We start from the raw sequence: 16,407 nt of genomic DNA on the forward strand, positions 1-16,407 counted from the left end.
CCCCCTCACGAGGGGGGCATACGGGCGGCCGGCGACACCCTCGGTGCGGGGGCGGCGCGGCCGGCCCAGGCCCTTCCTCGGTGTCTCTCGTCTTCAGGCCGCGCCAATTTTCTGAAATCGCCCAAATCAAGCGACATGGTGGCGCAACTCAGCCTTGCACTGCTGCCTGCCAGCGTGCGGCCGCCTTGCCGGCCGCTGCCAGCGCCGCATCGCGCTGCGGCGCGTCGGCCGGGCATTCGGTGAGGTAGCCGGTCACCAGCAGCGGTGCGCTTTGCGGCGTGGGCCAGGCGATGACGGCATCGTTGGCCGTGCCGCGATCGCCGGTGCCCGTCTTTCCACCCACGCGCCAGCCGGCCGGCATGCCCGCGCGCAGGCGCTTGTCGCCCGTGCGGCTGGCCACCAGCCACTGCTGCAGCAGGGCGCGGCCATGGCCGTCCAGCACCGATCCCAGAAGCAGGCGCTGCATGCTTTGCACCATGGCCAGCGGCGTGGTGGTGTCGCGCTCGTCACCGGGCAGGCCTTCATTGAGCTCGGGCTCCATGCGGTCCAGGCGTGTGGTCTCGTCGCCGCTGGCGCGCAGCCACTGCGTCAGCGCCTGCGGTCCGCCGCTGGCGTCCAGCAGCAGGTTGGCGGCGGTGTTGTCGCTGAGCACCACGGCGGCCTCGCACAGTTCGGAGATGGTCATGCCGCCGCCATCACCGGCACGCGGGCCGCTGGCCGGCGAGTAGGGAACCAGCCGGGAGCTGGCGTAGTGCACGCGGCGCGACAGGCGCTCATCGCCCTGCTGCACGCGGTCCAGCACCTGGGCGGCCAGCAGCAGCTTGAAGGTGCTGCACATGACAAAGCGCTCGTCGCCGCGGTGGTCCACGCTGGCGCCCGACTCCACCTCCAGCACGGCCACGCCGAGCCGGCCGCCCACACTTTTCTCGATGCGCGCCAGCTCGGTCCTGAAGGCCTGGTCGGCAGCCCCCTGTTTTTTTGATGGCAGGGCGCAGCCGGCCAGCCCGGCCGCCATCCAGGCGGCCGCGCCGCCCGTCATCAGAAAATCGCGTCTTTGCATTGTTTTTCCTTTTCAGTTGCAGATCGACAACCGCAACGATAGCGCCGCACCCAATCTGCGACCAGCGTGAATAATTGGCAGCATCCCTTAGAAAAACTATTGGCTCACCATGCAACTGCCCCTCAATGCCCTGCGCATGTTCGATGCGGCCGCGCGCCATCTCAACCTGACGCGGGCGGCCGACGAGCTGTGCGTGACCCAGGCCGCCGTCAGCCAGCACATCCGCAACCTGGAGGAGCGCCTGGGCAAGCCGCTGTTCCGGCGCCTGCCGCGCGGCCTGGCGCTGACCGACGAGGGCCATGCGCTGTGGCCTGCCGTGGCCGAGAGCTTTGCGCGCATAGAGCATTCGCTGCAGCAGGTGGCCGAACCGCGCCCGCGCGAGGTCCTCACCGTGGGCGTGGTCGGCACCTTCGCCATCGGCTGGCTGATTCCCAGGCTGGGCCAGTTCCAGCAGCAGCACCCCTACATCGACCTGCGACTGCTCACGCACAACAACCGCGTGGACCTGGCCGGCGAAGGGCTGGATGCGGCCGTGCGCTTCGGCGACGGCGCCTGGCAGGGCACGCGCGCCGAGCTGCTGCTGCGCGCGCCGCTGACGCCCATGTGCACCCCGGCCCTGGCCCAGCGCCTGCGCCAGCCGGCCGACCTGGCCGGGCAGACGCTGCTGCGCTCGTACCGCCTGCAGGAGTGGGAGAGCTGGTTTGCCACGCTGGACCAGAGCGCGCCGCTGGCGCGCGGGGCCATGTTCGACTCCTCGCTGACGCTGGCCGAGGCGGCCGCCCAGGGCGCGGGCGTGGCCCTGCTGCCGGCGCGCATGTTCCAGCACCTGCTGCAGCAGGGCCGGCTGGTGCGCCCCTTCGAGCAGGAGGTGGACACGGGCGCCTACTGGCTGACCCATCTGCGCTCGCGCGCACCCAGCGCGGCGCTCAAGACCTTCAGGCAATGGCTGCTGGCGCAGTTGCAATAACCACGGACCGCCGCGGCAAGACCCGCAGGCCGCCTGACTTTGGCCCCGGCGCTATCATCTGCCGCTTTTGGCCCCCTAGCCCCGTCCCCGCTCCATGACCCAGACCCTGCCGGTTCTCTACTCGTTTCGCCGCTGCCCCTACGCCATTCGCGCCCGCCTGGCGCTGGCCCATGCCGGCCTGGCCTGCGAGCTGCGCGAAATCAACCTGCGCAACAAGCCGCAGGCGCTGCTCGATGCATCGCCCAAGGGCACGGTACCCGTGCTGGTGCTGGAGGACGGCCGCGTGATCGAGCAGAGCCTGGATGTCATGCTGCACGCGCTGCGCGCCAATGACCCGGATGGCTGGCTGGCACCGACCAGCGGTTCGCTGCCGGACATGCTGGCGCTGATCGAACGCAACGACGGCTTTTTCAAGCACGCCCTGGACCGCTGCAAGTACCCCGAGCGCTACACGGCCGAAGAGGTCAACCACGCCCAGGCCGATGCCCTGACCTGGCTGGCCGAGCTGGACGACCAGCTGGAGGCCACCGGCTACCTGTTCGGCCAGAACCCCAGCCTGGCCGACATGGCCCTGCGCCCCTTCGTGCGCCAGTACGCGCGCATCGACGAGTCGCAATGGAACGAGCAGCCCTGGCCGCACCTGCAGGCCTGGCTGCAGCGCTGGATCGATTCGGCCCTGTTCGCCGAAGTGATGGAAACCTACCCGGGCTGGGTGCCCGGCACGCGCGGCCCGGTCTTTGCCGCCGGCGGCGTGGGCAGCGACTGACGCCTGCCCGCCCCGTGTGCCCTGCCCCGGGTCGGCAGGGGCTGCGCAAGGCAGGCAAAGCTGGCACAGTGGCAGGCTGTTGCCAACCGCATGAGCCTTCGCCGACATGACCCTCGCCACCCTGCTCGTCTTCTCCCTGGTCGCGCTGATCGCGATCATCACCCCCGGTCCCACCGTGCTGCTGGCGCTGGCCAATGGCTCGCGCCACGGCGTGCGCCGCGCCCTGCCGGGCATGCTGGGCGCCGTGCTGTCGGACTTCGTGCTGGTCGGCGCGGTCGCGCTGGGCCTGGGCGCCCTGCTGGCAGCCTCGGAGTTCTGGTTCTCGGTGGTCAAGTGGGCGGGAGCGGCCTACCTGGCCTGGCTGGGCCTGCGCATGCTGCGCAGCCAGGGCGGATCGCTGTCGGCACCCCAGGGTGACGGCAAGGCAGAGGCCGGCGCCGACGGCTACAGCGCCCGCACCGTGCTGTTCAAATCGTTCCTGGTCGCCGTGACCAATCCCAAGGGCTACCTGTTCTGCTCGGCCCTGCTGCCGCAGTTCATCGACCCGGCGGCCGCCCAGGCGCCGCAGTACATCGCCATTGCGCTGGTGTTCGCGCTCATCGATTTCCTGGTGATGCTGGCCTATGCCTTCGCCGGATCACGCGCCGCGCGGCTGCTGCGCGGGCGGGCCGTGATGTGGCTGGACCGCCTGTGCGGCGGCATGCTGCTGGCGCTGGCAGGCTCGCTGGCCTTCTACCGCCGCGCGTCGAACTAGGCGCGCCGCCCAAGAGCCGCGCCTCCCCCACTGCGTCAGCGCGTCGCTCCCATGACATCGTCCAGCTGCAGCACGGCAGCGGCGTTGGCCGTGGTGGTGGCCAGCGTGTCGATGGCGCCGGTGCGCAGGGCGCCCAGGATGGCCGTGACCTTGCTGGATTCGGCCGCCACGGCAATGACGTTGGGTATGCGCAGCAGGTCCTCGCGGCTCAGGCCGATGACGCGGTCCTGCATGGGGGTTGCGGCCGGCTGGCCGTGGATGTCGATGAAGTCGTAGCCCATCATGTCGCCCACCGTGCCCGCGCGGCGGGCGTCCGAGATCTCCTGCGCGGAAAACCAGCCCATGCGGGCCATGTTGCTGTCCACGCTGACATCGCCCACGCCGATGAGGGCGATGTCGGCGCGGCGCGCCTTGTCCAGGGTGTGCCTGACGGTGTCGTTGTCCAGCAGCGCCTTGCGCAGTTGCGGATCGCCCACCAGGGCCGGCGCATAGAGCGATTCGGACTTGCCGCCAAAGCGCGCTGCCAGGCGGCGCGCGATGTGGTCGGCGTTCATCGCCTCCCCGCCACGGTAGGAGCCGCCGATGGCGCTGACGAAGTGGCACTCCCGCCGTGTGGCGGACAGGGCGTGCTCGGAGACCGAGGACACGTTGCGCCCCATGCCCACGGCCACGATGGAGCCATCGACCAGGATGCGCTCCAGCTCGCTGGCCACCAGGCCTGCCAGCAGTTCGCGCTGCCGGTCGGCATCCTTGTGGTCCACCGCGATCAGCGCGCGCTTGATGTGAAAGCGCTCGGTCAGCTGCCGCTCCAGGTCGGCGGACACCAGCGAATGCGGCCGCACGCGGATCTCGACAATGCCCTCTTCCTGCGCGCGGCGCAGCAGCCGCCCGACGGTGGCGCGCGAGATGCCGAACTCCTTGGACAGTTGGTCCTGCGTGCATCCATCGACGTAGTAAAGGGTCGCCAGTCGCGTCAGGTCGCTTTCAGTCAAGGGTGCCTCCAAGGGTGCCGGGAAAGGCGCGCAGTGTAGCGCCGCTCACCGGGCCTCGCCAGCGTGGGGCAGCAGCAGGACCTTGACCGAGTCCATGGAATCGGGCACCCGGATGGCGCTCTCCCACTCCGACAGCGCATAGCGGTGGGTGACGATGCCCTCGGAGGTGACCAGCCCGCGCGCCAGCAGGTCGATGGCGATGGGGTAGCAATGGGCGCTCAGGTGGGCGCCGCGCAGGTCCAGCTCCTTTTCCTCGCCGATGATGGACCAGTCCACCGTGGTCTCGCGCCCGAAGACGCTGAACTCCACGAAGCGGCCGAGCTTGCGCACCAGGTCCAGCCCCTGCGTCACGCCCGAGGGCGCGCCCGTGGTCTCTATGTACACATCGCAGCCATAGCCGTCGGTCAGCGCACGCACGATGGCGCGGGCATCCTCGCGCGCGGGGTTGATGGTCACGTCGGCGCCGCAGCGGCGTGCCAGCGCCAGGCGCTGGTCCGACAGGTCCATGACCACCAGCCGGCGCGGCGTCTTCAGGCGCGCCACCTGGGCCATGAGCAGGCCCAGCGTGCCCGCGCCGGCGATCACGACCACATCATCGAGCTGGATGTCGCCGCGGTTGACGGCATGGATGGCGCAGGACAGCGGCTCGGTGATGGCCGCATCCTCGAAGTCCACGCTCTCGGGAATCCGGTGCACCACGGCGCGGGCGGACAGGCGCATGTACTCGGCCATGCCGCCATCGGCCACTTGGCCCTGGAAGCCGTAGACATCGTGCACCTCGCACATCCAGCGAAAGCCGGTCTTGCAATAGCGGCAGGCATGGCAGGGCACGATCTGCTCGGCGATCACCCGGTCACCCAGCTGCACGCCGTGGTGCTCCTGGGCACCCTCACCCACCTGCACCACATGGCCCCAGAACTCGTGGCCCGCGATCACCGGCGGGCGCACATAGGCGGGGCGGCCTTTTTCCGGATCTCCCCAGAAGCGCGGCGCGCCAGCCCAGCATTTGCAGTCGCCCGCGCAAATGCCGCAGGAAGCCACGCGGATGACCAGCTCGCGCGGCCCGGCCTGCGGACGCGCGACGCGTTCGAGACGGTAATCCCTGGGGCCGTGGCAGACCACGGCCAGCATGTTCGTATCGGCGGCGTCAGGCAGGGTGTTTTGCATGGAACTCTCCCGGGTTGCAGATGTTGGACAGAACGTGGGCGCAGCGCTTCATGCCCTGCGGCGCGAACTGTCGAGCAGCACGGCGCCGACGATGATCACGCCCTTGATCAGCTGCTGGTAGTACGAGGACACGCCCAGCAGGTTCAGCCCGTTGTTGATCACGCCGATGAGCAGGGCGCCGACGACCGTGCCGCCCAGGCTGCCCGTGCCGCCCGACAGGCTGGTGCCGCCGATCACCACGGCCGCGATGGCGTCCAGCTCGTAGGACACGCCGGCCTGCGGCAGCGCCGCCGTGGTGCGCGACGCCAGCAAAATGCCGGCCAGCCCCGCGAGCAGGCCGCTGACCACATAGACCAACAGCACGATGGCGCGGGTGTTGATGCCGCTGGTCTTGGCGCTGCGCAGGTTGCCGCCCACGGCGTAGATGTAGCGGCCATACACGGTGTAGCGCAGCACGAAGGCGAACACCGCGACGGCAACGGCAAAGATCACGATGGGCATGGGCACGGGTCCCAGCTGGCCGGCGCCGATGGCAAGAAAGCCGTCGGGCAGCTCGGACACCGGCATGCCGTCGTTGTAGATGTAGGTCAGGCCGCGCGCCGCACTGAGCATGCCCAGCGTGGCCACGAAGGGCGGCACCGCGAACCAGGCCACCAGCAGGCCGTTGATGCCGCCCAGCAGCATGCCCACGCCCAGCCCGGCGCCCACGCTCACCGCCAGCCCCTGGCCATCGGCCGCCAGCCAGGCGCCGACCATGCCGGCCAGCGCCAGGATGGCGCCCACCGACAGGTCGATGCCCGCCGTCAGCACCACGCACGTCATGCCGATGGCCAGGATGCCGTTGATGGAGGTCTGGCGCAGGATGTCGGCCCAGTTGCCCCAGGTCATGAAATGGGGGTTGGCCAGCGCCAGCGCCGCGCACAGCGCAACCAGCGCGATGACCACGCCGTAGCGCTCGCGCAGGCTGCGCAGGTCCAGCGCGCGCCGCCCCAAGAGCGGCGGCGAAGATGCGGCTTGAAGATTCGTCATGGAGGACTCCCGCGTTGATGGAAGAAAGGCGTGGGGCCGGCCGGCTGCTCACTGGATGGAGTAGCCCCCGTCGATGACGATGTTCTCGCCCGTCAGCATGCCGGCGTGCGTACCGGCCAGGAACACGGCCAGCCGCGCCACCTCCTCGGGCTGCGCAAAGCGGCCCGTGGGGATGAGTGCCCGCATGGCCTCCCCCACCTGCCCGGCCCAGGCCTTGCGGCCCAGCGGCGTGTCCACCACCGTCGGCGAGATGGCGTTGACGGTGATGCCGTCGGACGCCCACTCCAGCGCCAGCACGCGCGTCAGTCCCACCAGGCCCGCCTTGCTGGCGCAATAGGCGGCATGGCGCCTGAGCGCGACCACGCTGGCCTGCGAGGCCAGGTTGATGATGCGTCCGTGGCGCTGGCGGCGCATGGCCGGTGCCACCGCCTGGGCCAGCAGCAGCGGCGCCGTGAGGTTGACGGCCAGCGTGCGCTCCCAAGCCGCCTCGCTGATTTCGCCGGCCGGCTCCAGCAGCGCCACGCCGGCGCTGTTGACCAGAATGTCGATGCGGCCCGTGGCCTCCAGCACGGTGGCCACCGCCTGCTCCACGCCCTCGGGCCTGGTCACATCCACCGCCAGCGCCAGGTGGTGCCGGGGCTCCGCCAGGCTGGCAGCGGCCACGTCCAGTGCCTGCCGCTCCAGGTCCACCAGGACGACACGCGCACCGCCTTCGGCGAGCTGCCGGGCAATCGCCAGGCCGATGCCGCCCGCGCCGCCGGTGACCAGGGCCGTGCGGCCGCCGAAGTCCCGCTCCAGGCTGTCGGCGCTCATTTGCGCACCTTCTGCAAGAAGGCGTCGGCATTGGCGGGCACGATGGCGGTCCAGGGCACCTCGTAGGATTTGGCCGTGCCGTCGCCCCAGGGCATGGCCTGGGCATACTCGCTCCATACCACCGAGCGCGGCCGGTAGGACGGGCCGACAAGCTGGCGCAGCAGCACATCCAGCGCGCCCTGCGCCTGGGCCTGGGCATCCTGGAAATTGGTGGTCATCTCCCCGCGCTTGACGGCCGTGATGGCGGCGGCCACGCCGTCCACGCCCACCACCGGGATGGTCTTGATATCGATGCCCTTGGTCTTGATGGCCTGCACCGCGCCCAGGGCCTCGTCGTCGTTCTGCGCGATCACGCCCTGTATCTGGCCCGGGAATGCGGTCAGCCAGTTCTCCATCAGGCCCATGGATTCGGCGCGCGACCAGTTGGCGGTCTTGCGCGCCAGCACCTTCACATCCTTGTGGCGGGCCAGCACCTCGTCATTGCCGCGCGCCCGCTCGATCTGTGCCGACTGGCCTATGGGCCCCTCGATGACGACGATATTGCCCTTGCCGCCGATGGCCTTCATCAATGCCTCGGCCTGCATGCGGCCGGCCACCACATCGTCATTGCCCACGTAGGAGGTCAGCACATCGCCCTGCACGCGCGTGTTGGAGCCCACCACGGGAATGCCGGCCTTCACCGCCTTCTGCACGGGCGCCGCACCCGCCTTCAGGTCGATGGGCACGAAGAGGATTCCGTCGTACTTCTGCGTGATCATGGTGTCGAACTGGTTGCTCTGCGTCAGCGCGTCGTAGTTGCCGTCGAACACGGTGATCTGCACCGTACCGTCCTTCACGGCCGGATGCGCCTTCAGCTCCTTGGTCCACATCTGCATGAACTCGCCCTTGAGCCCATAGACGGCCGCGCCTATGCGGTAGGGCTTGGCCGGTGCTGGTACTGGTGCCGACAGCGGGGCCGGAGCCTGGGCCCGGACCTGCGCCGCGGCCAGGAACAGCCCACCGGCAAGCGCGGCGGCAAGCACGGTGGTGAAGCGGAAAAACGGCATGGTCATGTCTCCTGTGTGTTGTGAAAGGCAAGGGGAAAAACGCTGCACGGGCATCGCCCGGGCTCAGGACGCGAGGTGCATCAGCGCCTCCTGCGTGATGCCGTGGCCGGCCACCACGCGGTCAAGCCGGCCTTTGCGGAAGATGGCAATACGGTCGCTCAGCTCCAGCAGCTCCGGCGCCTCGGAGGACACCACCACCACGGCATGGCCCTGCGCGGCCAGCGAGGCCAGGAAGGCGTACACCTCGCGCTTGGCGCCTTCGTCGATGCCGCGCGTGGGCTCGTCGCACAGCAGGCAGACGGGGTTGGTGGCCATGCAACGGGCCAGCACCACCTTCTGCTGGTTGCCGCCGCTCAGGCCCGAGACCGGCATGGCCGGGCTGGCCAGCTTCACGCGCAGGCGCTGCAGCAGGCCGCCCACCAGCACGCGCTCTGCCGCGCCATCCACCACCCCGGCGCGCTGCAGGCCCGGCAGTGCGGGCAAGCTGGCGTTGAAGCGCACCGAGGAGCTCATCACCAGCCCCGTGGCCTTGCGGTCCTCGGTCACCAGGGCCAGGCCCGCCTTGATCGACGCCGCCGGATTGCCGCGCGGCAGGGGCCGTCCGCCCAGGCTCGCCTGCCCCTGGTCGGCGCGCGTGAGGCCGTACAGGCAGTTGAGGAATTCGCTGCGGCCCGATCCCATCAGTCCGTAGATGCCCAGCACCTCGCCGGGGGCGACGTCCAGACTGATGTCCTCGAACTCGCCCCGGCGCGTGAGCCCCTGCACCGACAGCAGCGGCTCGCCCGGCGCCGCAGCCCTGCGCTCGCTGGCGGCAGCGCGGACCTCCCGGCCCACGATGAGCTTCACCAGCTGCCGCCGGTCGATATCGGCCAGCGCGCCGGTCTGCACGAAGCCGCCATCGCGGAACACCGTGTAGCTGTCGGCAATGGTGAAGATCTCCGTCAGGCGGTGCGACACGTAGAGGATGCCGGCGCCCTGCGCGGTCACGCGGCGTATCGCGTCGAAGAGGATGGCGGTCTCGCTTTCGCCGATGGCCGAGGTGGGCTCGTCCATGATGATCAGCTCGCTTTGCCGGCTCAGGGCCTTGGCAATCTCCACCAGCTGGGTCTGCGCCAGGCTCAGGCGGCCCATCTGCGCACGCGGATCGATATCGAAGCCCAGCTGCCTGAGCAGCGCGTCCGCCTGCTCCAGCAGCGCGGCATGGCGGACCACCACGCCGGCGCGCCGGGGCTCGCGGCCCAGGAAGATGTTCTCGGCCACGCTCATGCCCGGGATGGGCGACAGCTCCTGCGTGATGATGGACAGGCGGTGCGCCAGCGCCTCGTGCGGCGTGGCGAAATCCACCGGCCGGCCCTTGAGCAGTATCTCGCCGGCATCGCGCCGCAACAGGCCCATCACGATGTTCAGGAAGGTGGATTTGCCTGCGCCATTGCCGCCGCACAGCGCGTGCACGCTGCCCGCCTGCAGCTCAAGGCAGCCGTTGCGCAGCGCAGGCACGCCGCCGAAGCTCTTGGCCACCCCGCGAGCCTGCAGCAGTGCGGTGCCGGTGCGGGTGCCGGTGCCCATGGTCACGCGCCCTGCCCGCGCCCGGCCGCGGCGGCCTGCGAGCGTTCGAAGCCGGTGATGGCATCCACCTTCAGGGCCGAGCTGCCGCCATCGAAGCGCGATGCAAGGAAGCGGTCCACGATGGCCTTGGCCAGTTCCACCCCGATCACGCGCGAGCCCAGCGTGATGATCTGCGCGTCGTTGCTGCGGCTGGCGCGCTCGGCCGAATAGGTGTCATGGGCCTGCGCGGCGCGGATGCCCGCCACCTTGTTGGCGGCAATGGCCATGCCTATGCCCGTGCCGCACAGGAGAACGCCGCGCTCATGGCGGCCCTGGACGATGGCCTGCGCCACCGCGATGCCGATGTCGGGGTAGAGCACCGGCTCGTCGTCGTGCGTGCCGAAGTCGGCCACTTCGTGGCCCTGGGCCAGCAGATGCTGCTTCACGGCGTTCTTGAGGTCGCAGGCGGCTTCGTCGCAGCCGATGGCCAGCTTCATGGCATCCCCTTCATTACAAAAGACCATCACATGATCATTTGATCAATGTTTTTTGAGAGTCTTCTCAATCGGAGAGCAGTTGTCAAACAACGATAGCTATGTGAATCGGCAAGATGAATACGTAACCTGTTGAATTTTCTACAAAATCCATCAAATCCTATGGTTTTCCCTTGGCTATTGAATAGCCAAAAGGCATTGACATGCCAATTTCAACAAATCAAAAATGACCATTCAATGATCATATGAACAGTCTTCGGCACACCCGCCGCGACTGCACCTGGAGGAGACAAACGCATGACGACCAACCGCGTGATCAACGACCCCGACCGGGTGGTGGAGGACATGCTCCAGGGATGGATCGCCGCCCATGGCGACACCCTGCGCATCGACGCCGGCAATGCCCGCGTCGTGCGCCTGCATGGCGCGCCACGCAGGGGCAAGGTGGGCATCGTGACGGGCGGCGGGTCGGGCCACGAACCAGCCTTTCTGGGCTATGTGGGCGCAGGCCTGTGCGACGCCGCCGCCGTGGGCGAGGTCTTCTCGTCCCCCACGGCCAGAAGCTTCTATGACGCCATGCGCGCAGCCGATGGCGGCGCCGGCGTGGCCTGCCTGTATGGCAACTACGCAGGCGACAACATGAACGTGGCCATGGCCGTGCAGATGGCGGCAGCCGAAGGCATGGCGGTCAGGACCGTGGTGGCCAACGACGACGTGCCTTCAGCCGCGCGGGGCGACGAGGCCAGCCGCCGCGGCGTGGCCGGCGAGATCCTGATGTGGAAGGTGGCGGGCGCCCGGGCGGCCATGGGCGCCAGCCTCGACGAAGTCATCGCCATCGCCCGGCACGCCATGGCCCGCACGCGCAGCATCGGCATCGGCCTGTCGGCATGCACCATTCCCGCCGTGGGCAAAGCCAACTTCCATATCGAGCGCGGCAGCATGGAGGTGGGCATAGGCCACCATGGCGAGCCCGGCATGTCCGTGCACCGCACGGCCACGGCGGCCGATATGGCCGAGCGCATGCTGGACACCCTGCTGCCCGACCTGCCCTTCGCCCCGGGCGACCGCGTGGCCGTTCTGCTGTCCGGCCTGGGCGCCACGCCGCTGATGGAGCAGTACATCCTCTATGGCGAGGTGGCCCGGCGCCTGCAAGAACGCGGCATTCAGGTGGTCTTCCGGCTGGTGGGCAATCTCTTCACCTCGCTGGAGATGATGGGCATCACGCTCACGCTGATGCAGCTGGACGACGAGTTGCTGGCCTGCCTCAAGGCGCCCTGCCAGTCAGTCGCCCTGACCCTGGCCGGCGGGCTGCCGCCCCAGCCGCAGGAGGCCATTCCAACGCCGCCCTCTGTTCCGGCAAGGACGCCGGCACAGGCGCAGGAACAGGCACAAACCGCCCGCCCCCAAGCCGCAAGGCGCACCAGCCAAGGGCCGGCCATCGCGCTCGATGGCGCGGGCAGCATCGTGCGTGAACTGATCACGGCCATCGTCAGCCACCGGGAGTTCCTGAGCGAGATCGACGGCCTGATCGGCGATGGCGATCACGGCATCAACATGGCCAAGGGCTTTTCCGGCTGCGGCGCACGGCTCGATGCCATGGACGCCAGCCAGGCGGCGCAGCTGCCTGCGGCGCTTCAGCAGCTGTCCCAGGCCTTGATGGACGATATCGGCGGCTCCATGGGCCCGCTGTACGGCAGCTTCTTCCAAGGCTTCGCCGATGTTCTTGGGCCGGAGCAGGAGATGGATGCCACCCTGTTCGGCCAGGCGCTGGCGCGGGCCATCGCCGATGTGCAGGAGATGGGCAAGGCCCAGGTGGGCGACAAGACCCTCATCGACACGCTGGCCCCGGCCCTGCAGGCCTACCGGCAATCGCTGCAGGCGGGCGCCGGCTTCCGCGAGGCGCTGCAGGCCATGGAGGCCGCGGCCGAAGCGGGCAAGGAATCCACGCGCCACCTGCAGGCCCGCATCGGGCGCTCGGCCCGGCTGGGGCCGCGCTCCATCGGCGTGCTGGACGCGGGCGCCACGTCCTGCTGGCTGATTCTGAGCACCCTGGCGCAGTCGCTGCAGCGGCGACTGGCGCAAGCCTCAGCCTAGGGCTCAGCGCCTGCGGGCAGCGCCGCGCACCAGCAGCACCAGCACGGCCACGCTCATGATGGCGAAGCAGATGAAGGACCAGTTGGCGATGGAGCCGCCCAGAAAGCTCCAGTCCACGGCGGCGCAGTCGCCCGAGCCACGGAAGATCATGGGCACGGCACGGCTGATGGAGTAGTTCTCGATCATTCCGTAGAAGTCGCGCCCGCAGGTGGCGAACTCGGGCGGATACCACTGCAGCCAGCTCTGGCGCGCGGCGACGAAGGCGCCAAAGCCTGCAGCCACCAGCGCCAGCACGCCCCAGCTGATCAGCCAGCCGCGACCGCCGCGCACACTGCCCAGGCCCGTGAAGAGGGCCACGCCGATCAATGCATAGCGCTGCACGATGCACATCGGGCAGGGCTCCAGCCCGACCACATGCTGCAGATACATGCCGAAGGCCAGCATGGCCACGCAGGCCAGGCTGATGAGCGCCAGGATGCGGCGCGGAGCGTTGTCAAACCATTGAAGCATTCTTGTCTTTCGTCACCCGGTTGAATGAAATCAGGGCTGCGGCGCCGGCCCGGCGCTGCAGCCCTGTTCAGCGGGTGCAGGAAGCCGTTGCCGCGCCGTCAGATGCCAGCCGCCTCGTCCAGAAACACCTTGGCACGGCGCGGTGTCACCACCAGGGTTTCCCCCTCGCGCAGGGCCATGTCCCTGAACTGCTGCGCAGGAATCTGCGCCTCGATCAGGCCACCCTCTTCGGCATTGTCCGTGCTTTCGGTGCTCTCCGATGGAATAAGTTCCAGGCGCGCAATGGGCCCCACGACGATGGCGCGGGCCAGCTGCACGACGATGCCCGTGGGCCGTCCCTGGACGTCCAGGTTCTGGCCGGGCGAGTAGCGCTCCACCTCCAGATCGTGCGGGCGCACATAGGCGAAGGCCTTGCTGTCGCTGGCGCCCTTGGCGTCGTGGCTGTCCAGCTGGGTGCCGTCGTCCAGGTAAACGCGGCCATCGCTGGCGCGGCCCTTGAACAGGTTGACATCGCCCAGGAAGCCGTAGACGAAGGGCGTGGCCGGGTTGTCCCAGACCTGCTGGGGCGTGCCCTCCTGCTCGATGCGGCCCTGGTTGATGACGACCACGCGGTCGGCTACCTCCAGTGCCTCCTCCTGGTCGTGGGTCACGAAGATGGAGGTCACGTGCAGCTCGTCATGCAGGCGGCGCAGCCAGCGGCGCAGCTCCTTGCGCACCTTGGCATCCAGCGCGCCGAAGGGCTCGTCAAGCAGCAGCACCTTGGGCTCCACCGCCAGGGCGCGGGCCAGGGCAATGCGCTGGCGCTGGCCGCCCGACAGCTGGGACGGGAAGCGTTCGGCAATCCAGTCCAGCTGCACCAGCTTGAGCAGGCTCATCACCTTCTCGCGGATCTGGGCCTCGCTGGGGCGCTGGCTGCGCGGCTTCACGCGCAGGCCGAAGGCCACGTTCTCGAACACGGTCATGTGGCGGAACAGCGCGTAGTGCTGGAACACGAAGCCCACGTTGCGCTCGCGCACATGGACATCGGTGGTGTCTTCGCCGCTGAAGTGGATGCTGCCCACGTCGGGCGTCTCCAGGCCCGCGATGATGCGCAGCAGCGTGGTCTTGCCGCAGCCCGAGGGGCCGAGCAGTGCGATGAGTTCGCCGGACTGGATGTCCAGGCTCACATCGCGCAGGGCCTGGAAATCGCCGAACTGCTTGCTGACGTTGCGTATTTCAATGCTCATGGTCTTGCTCTTGCTTTTGTCTGGTCGGGGCCGAGGTTCAGGACACCTGCGGCACCTGGGATGCCTGGGAAGACGCCGTGGGGCGCTCGGGAGGCAGGTCGGCAGCGGCCTTGGCCTGCTGCTCGGCACGCCACTCGGCCACCGACTTGATGACCAGGGTCACCAGCGCCAGCAGGGCCAGCAGCGAGGCGGCAGCGAAGGCGGCAACGGACTGGTACTCGTTGTAGAGGATCTCCACATGCAGCGGAATGGTGTTGGTCTGGCCGCGGATGTGGCCCGAGACCACCGACACCGCGCCGAACTCGCCCATGGCACGCGCATTGCACAGGATCACGCCGTACAGCAGGCCCCACTTGATGTTGGGCACGGTGACCTTCCAGAAGGTCTGCCAGCCCGTGGCACCCAGCACGATGGCGGCCTGCTCCTCGTCACTTCCCTGCGCCTGCATCAGCGGGATCAGCTCGCGGGCGATGAAGGGGAAGGTCACGAAGATGGTGGCCAGCACGATGCCGGGCACTGCGAAGATGATCTTGATGTCATGCTCGGCCAGCCAGGGGCCGAACCAGCCATGGGCGCCGAACACCAGCACGTACATCAGGCCCGCCACCACGGGCGAGATCGAGAACGGCAGGTCGATCAGGGTGATCAGAAAGGCCTTGCCCCGGAACTCGAACTTGGCGATGCACCAGGCCGCCGCCACGCCGAACACCAGGTTCACCGGCACGGCGATCAGCGCCGTGATCAGGGTCAGCTTGATGGCCGACCAGGCATCGGGCTCCTGCAGGCCGGCGACATAGGCATCCCAGCCCTTGCGCAGCGCCTCGGTGAACACGGCCGCCAGTGGCAGCACGAGGAACAGGCCGATGAAGATCAGCGCAATGCCCGTGAGAATCCAGCGCACGGCGCGCGGCTCGGTGGTGGTGAGCTTTTCGCGCCGGCCCTTCGGGGGCGCGGTGAGCCTGTACAGCACCAGCACGGCGACCAGCACCGCGCCAATGATCTTGAGAAGCAGGGCTTCCTGTGGAGACAACGCCATCATGCCCCTCCCGAATGCTTGCGCTGCCATGCCTGCAGCGCGTTGATGACCAGCAGCATCACGAAGGAGAACAGCAGCATCACCACGGCCACGGCCGTGGCACCTGCGTAGTCGTATTGCTCCAGCTTGCCAATGATGATCAGCGGTGTGATTTCAGAAATCATGGGCATGTTGCCCGCGATGAAGATGACCGATCCGTACTCGCCGATGGCGCGCGCAAAGGCCATGGCAAAGCCCGTGAGCAGCGCGGGCGTGATGGCCGGCAGGATCACCTTGTAGAAGATCTGCCAGCGCGAGGCGCCCAGGCTGGTGGCCGCCTCTTCCAGCTCCTTCTCGGAGTCTTCCAGCACCGGCTGCACCGTGCGCACGACAAAGGGCAGGCCGATGAAGATCAGCGCAATGACCACGCCGTTCGGGTTGAAGGCCAGCTGGATGCCGTAGGGCTCCAGGTACTGGCCCACCCAGCCGTTGCCGGCCAGCAAGGCGGTCAGCGAAATGCCGGCCACGGCCGTGGGCAGGGCAAAGGGCAGGTCCACCAGGGCATCGACGATCTTCTTGCCCGGAAACTTGTAGCGCACCAGCACCCAGGCGATCAGCAGGCCGAACACCAGGTTCACGCAGGCCGCCGCAAACGAGGCGCCAAACGTCAGCCGGTACGAGGCCAGCACGCGCGGCGAGGCCACGGCCTCCCAGAACTGGGGCCAGGTGAGCGAGAAGGTCTTGAACAGCAGTGCCGACAACGGGATCAGCACGATCAGGCTCAGATAAAACAGCGTATAGCCCAAGGTCAGCCCGAAGCCGGGCAAAACGCGCTTGGCGCCGCGCCCTTTGCGCGCCGCACCGGACGGTGCGGGCACAGGAGCGTCGGCGCCAGGCCTTGGGCTGGTCGGAACGGCAGACACCATGTT

16 protein-coding genes are annotated in these 16,407 nt (G+C 68.6%); 4 read left to right on the forward strand and 12 right to left on the reverse strand.

All coding sequences use genetic code 11. From position 1 onward, the window contains the following. Positions 1-148: 148 nt before the first annotated feature. Positions 149-1,060, reverse strand: a complete 912-nt coding sequence (bla, locus tag BO996_RS21070) for a class A beta-lactamase (protein ID WP_034367430.1) — start codon at positions 1,058-1,060, stop codon at positions 149-151. A gap of 109 nt (positions 1,061-1,169) precedes the next feature. Here bla and BO996_RS21075 point away from each other — a divergent pair, with 109 nt between their 5' ends. From BO996_RS21075 to BO996_RS21085, 3 genes are all read left to right on the forward strand, one after another. Further along, positions 1,170-2,027 carry a LysR family transcriptional regulator gene (locus BO996_RS21075; RefSeq protein WP_012206374.1) on the forward strand — a complete coding sequence of 286 codons (858 nt, stop codon included), beginning with the start codon at positions 1,170-1,172 and terminating at the stop codon, positions 2,025-2,027. A gap of 94 nt (positions 2,028-2,121) precedes the next feature. Continuing rightward, the gene (locus BO996_RS21080; RefSeq protein ID WP_013801706.1) at positions 2,122-2,793 is read left to right on the forward strand and encodes a glutathione S-transferase; all 672 of its coding nucleotides are present in this window, start codon (positions 2,122-2,124) and stop codon (positions 2,791-2,793) included. A 106-nt stretch (positions 2,794-2,899) separates the two neighbouring features. Next, on the forward strand, positions 2,900-3,547 hold the full coding sequence (locus BO996_RS21085) for a LysE family translocator (protein WP_013801705.1): 648 nt from the start codon (positions 2,900-2,902) through the stop codon (positions 3,545-3,547). Positions 3,548-3,582: 35 nt separating this feature from the next. On the opposite strand, the gene BO996_RS21090 is transcribed toward BO996_RS21085, so the two are convergent. From BO996_RS21090 to rpiB, 7 genes are all read right to left on the reverse strand, one after another. Further along, complete coding sequence (locus BO996_RS21090; protein ID WP_043822792.1) at positions 3,583-4,539, reverse strand: sugar-binding transcriptional regulator; 957 nt, start codon at positions 4,537-4,539, stop codon at positions 3,583-3,585. A 45-nt stretch (positions 4,540-4,584) separates the two neighbouring features. Continuing rightward, entirely contained in the window at positions 4,585-5,706 is a 1,122-nt protein-coding gene (locus BO996_RS21095) for an alcohol dehydrogenase catalytic domain-containing protein (RefSeq protein ID WP_071956333.1), read from the reverse strand. A gap of 48 nt (positions 5,707-5,754) precedes the next feature. Further along, complete coding sequence (locus BO996_RS21100) at positions 5,755-6,735, reverse strand: ABC transporter permease (protein WP_071956334.1); 981 nt, start codon at positions 6,733-6,735, stop codon at positions 5,755-5,757. Positions 6,736-6,783: 48 nt separating this feature from the next. Next, complete coding sequence (locus BO996_RS21105) at positions 6,784-7,548, reverse strand: GolD/DthD family dehydrogenase (protein WP_071956335.1); 765 nt, start codon at positions 7,546-7,548, stop codon at positions 6,784-6,786. Further along, positions 7,545-8,594, reverse strand: coding sequence for a substrate-binding domain-containing protein (locus BO996_RS21110; protein ID WP_046238527.1), 1,050 nt, complete (start codon positions 8,592-8,594; stop codon positions 7,545-7,547). The genes BO996_RS21105 and BO996_RS21110 overlap by 4 nt, the downstream gene beginning before the upstream one ends. A gap of 63 nt (positions 8,595-8,657) precedes the next feature. Next, positions 8,658-10,160 carry a sugar ABC transporter ATP-binding protein gene (locus BO996_RS21115; RefSeq protein ID WP_071956336.1) on the reverse strand — a complete coding sequence of 501 codons (1,503 nt, stop codon included), beginning with the start codon at positions 10,158-10,160 and terminating at the stop codon, positions 8,658-8,660. Positions 10,161-10,162: 2 nt separating this feature from the next. After that, complete coding sequence (gene rpiB / locus BO996_RS21120; RefSeq protein WP_071956337.1) at positions 10,163-10,636, reverse strand: ribose 5-phosphate isomerase B; 474 nt, start codon at positions 10,634-10,636, stop codon at positions 10,163-10,165. Positions 10,637-10,930: 294 nt separating this feature from the next. Here rpiB and dhaL point away from each other — a divergent pair, with 294 nt between their 5' ends. Then, positions 10,931-12,727: a dihydroxyacetone kinase subunit DhaL gene (gene dhaL / locus BO996_RS21125; protein WP_071956338.1), complete on the forward strand. Its 1,797-nt coding sequence runs from the start codon at positions 10,931-10,933 to the stop codon at positions 12,725-12,727. Positions 12,728-12,730: 3 nt separating this feature from the next. Here the strand turns inward: dhaL and BO996_RS21130 are convergent, their stop codons facing one another. The 4 genes from BO996_RS21130 to cysT form a co-directional block, all read right to left on the reverse strand. Continuing rightward, complete coding sequence (locus tag BO996_RS21130) at positions 12,731-13,237, reverse strand: disulfide bond formation protein B (RefSeq protein ID WP_012206385.1); 507 nt, start codon at positions 13,235-13,237, stop codon at positions 12,731-12,733. Between the two features lie 98 nt (positions 13,238-13,335). Next, positions 13,336-14,463, reverse strand: coding sequence for a sulfate/molybdate ABC transporter ATP-binding protein (locus BO996_RS21135; RefSeq protein WP_013801698.1), 1,128 nt, complete (start codon positions 14,461-14,463; stop codon positions 13,336-13,338). Between the two features lie 37 nt (positions 14,464-14,500). Next, positions 14,501-15,499, reverse strand: coding sequence for a sulfate ABC transporter permease subunit CysW (gene cysW, locus BO996_RS21140; RefSeq protein WP_083571227.1), 999 nt, complete (start codon positions 15,497-15,499; stop codon positions 14,501-14,503). Then, positions 15,499-16,404 carry a sulfate ABC transporter permease subunit CysT gene (cysT, locus tag BO996_RS21145; RefSeq protein WP_013801696.1) on the reverse strand — a complete coding sequence of 302 codons (906 nt, stop codon included), beginning with the start codon at positions 16,402-16,404 and terminating at the stop codon, positions 15,499-15,501. Before cysT ends, cysW begins: the two co-directional genes overlap by 1 nt. Between the last annotated feature and the right edge of the window lie 3 nt (positions 16,405-16,407).

The organism is Delftia sp. HK171 (assembly GCF_001886655.1).
Lineage (GTDB): Bacteria > Pseudomonadota > Gammaproteobacteria > Burkholderiales > Burkholderiaceae_C > Comamonas > Comamonas acidovorans.

What these genes read in the sequence shown, in the direction of transcription:
- bla (WP_034367430.1), bottom strand. Translation starts at nt 1,060, where the DNA reads ATGCAAAGACGCGATTTTCTGATGACGGGCGGCGCGGCCGCCTGGATG.
- BO996_RS21075 (WP_012206374.1), top strand. Translation starts at nt 1,170, where the DNA reads ATGCAACTGCCCCTCAATGCCCTGCGCATGTTCGATGCGGCCGCGCGC.
- BO996_RS21080 (WP_013801706.1), top strand. Translation starts at nt 2,122, where the DNA reads ATGACCCAGACCCTGCCGGTTCTCTACTCGTTTCGCCGCTGCCCCTAC.
- BO996_RS21085 (WP_013801705.1), top strand. Translation starts at nt 2,900, where the DNA reads ATGACCCTCGCCACCCTGCTCGTCTTCTCCCTGGTCGCGCTGATCGCG.
- BO996_RS21095 (WP_071956333.1), bottom strand. Translation starts at nt 5,706, where the DNA reads ATGCAAAACACCCTGCCTGACGCCGCCGATACGAACATGCTGGCCGTG.
- BO996_RS21100 (WP_071956334.1), bottom strand. Translation starts at nt 6,735, where the DNA reads ATGACGAATCTTCAAGCCGCATCTTCGCCGCCGCTCTTGGGGCGGCGC.
- BO996_RS21105 (WP_071956335.1), bottom strand. Translation starts at nt 7,548, where the DNA reads ATGAGCGCCGACAGCCTGGAGCGGGACTTCGGCGGCCGCACGGCCCTG.
- BO996_RS21110 (WP_046238527.1), bottom strand. Translation starts at nt 8,594, where the DNA reads ATGCCGTTTTTCCGCTTCACCACCGTGCTTGCCGCCGCGCTTGCCGGT.
- BO996_RS21115 (WP_071956336.1), bottom strand. Translation starts at nt 10,160, where the DNA reads ATGGGCACCGGCACCCGCACCGGCACCGCACTGCTGCAGGCTCGCGGG.
- rpiB (WP_071956337.1), bottom strand. Translation starts at nt 10,636, where the DNA reads ATGAAGCTGGCCATCGGCTGCGACGAAGCCGCCTGCGACCTCAAGAAC.
- dhaL (WP_071956338.1), top strand. Translation starts at nt 10,931, where the DNA reads ATGACGACCAACCGCGTGATCAACGACCCCGACCGGGTGGTGGAGGAC.
- BO996_RS21130 (WP_012206385.1), bottom strand. Translation starts at nt 13,237, where the DNA reads ATGCTTCAATGGTTTGACAACGCTCCGCGCCGCATCCTGGCGCTCATC.
- BO996_RS21135 (WP_013801698.1), bottom strand. Translation starts at nt 14,463, where the DNA reads ATGAGCATTGAAATACGCAACGTCAGCAAGCAGTTCGGCGATTTCCAG.
- cysW (WP_083571227.1), bottom strand. Translation starts at nt 15,499, where the DNA reads ATGGCGTTGTCTCCACAGGAAGCCCTGCTTCTCAAGATCATTGGCGCG.
- cysT (WP_013801696.1), bottom strand. Translation starts at nt 16,404, where the DNA reads ATGGTGTCTGCCGTTCCGACCAGCCCAAGGCCTGGCGCCGACGCTCCT.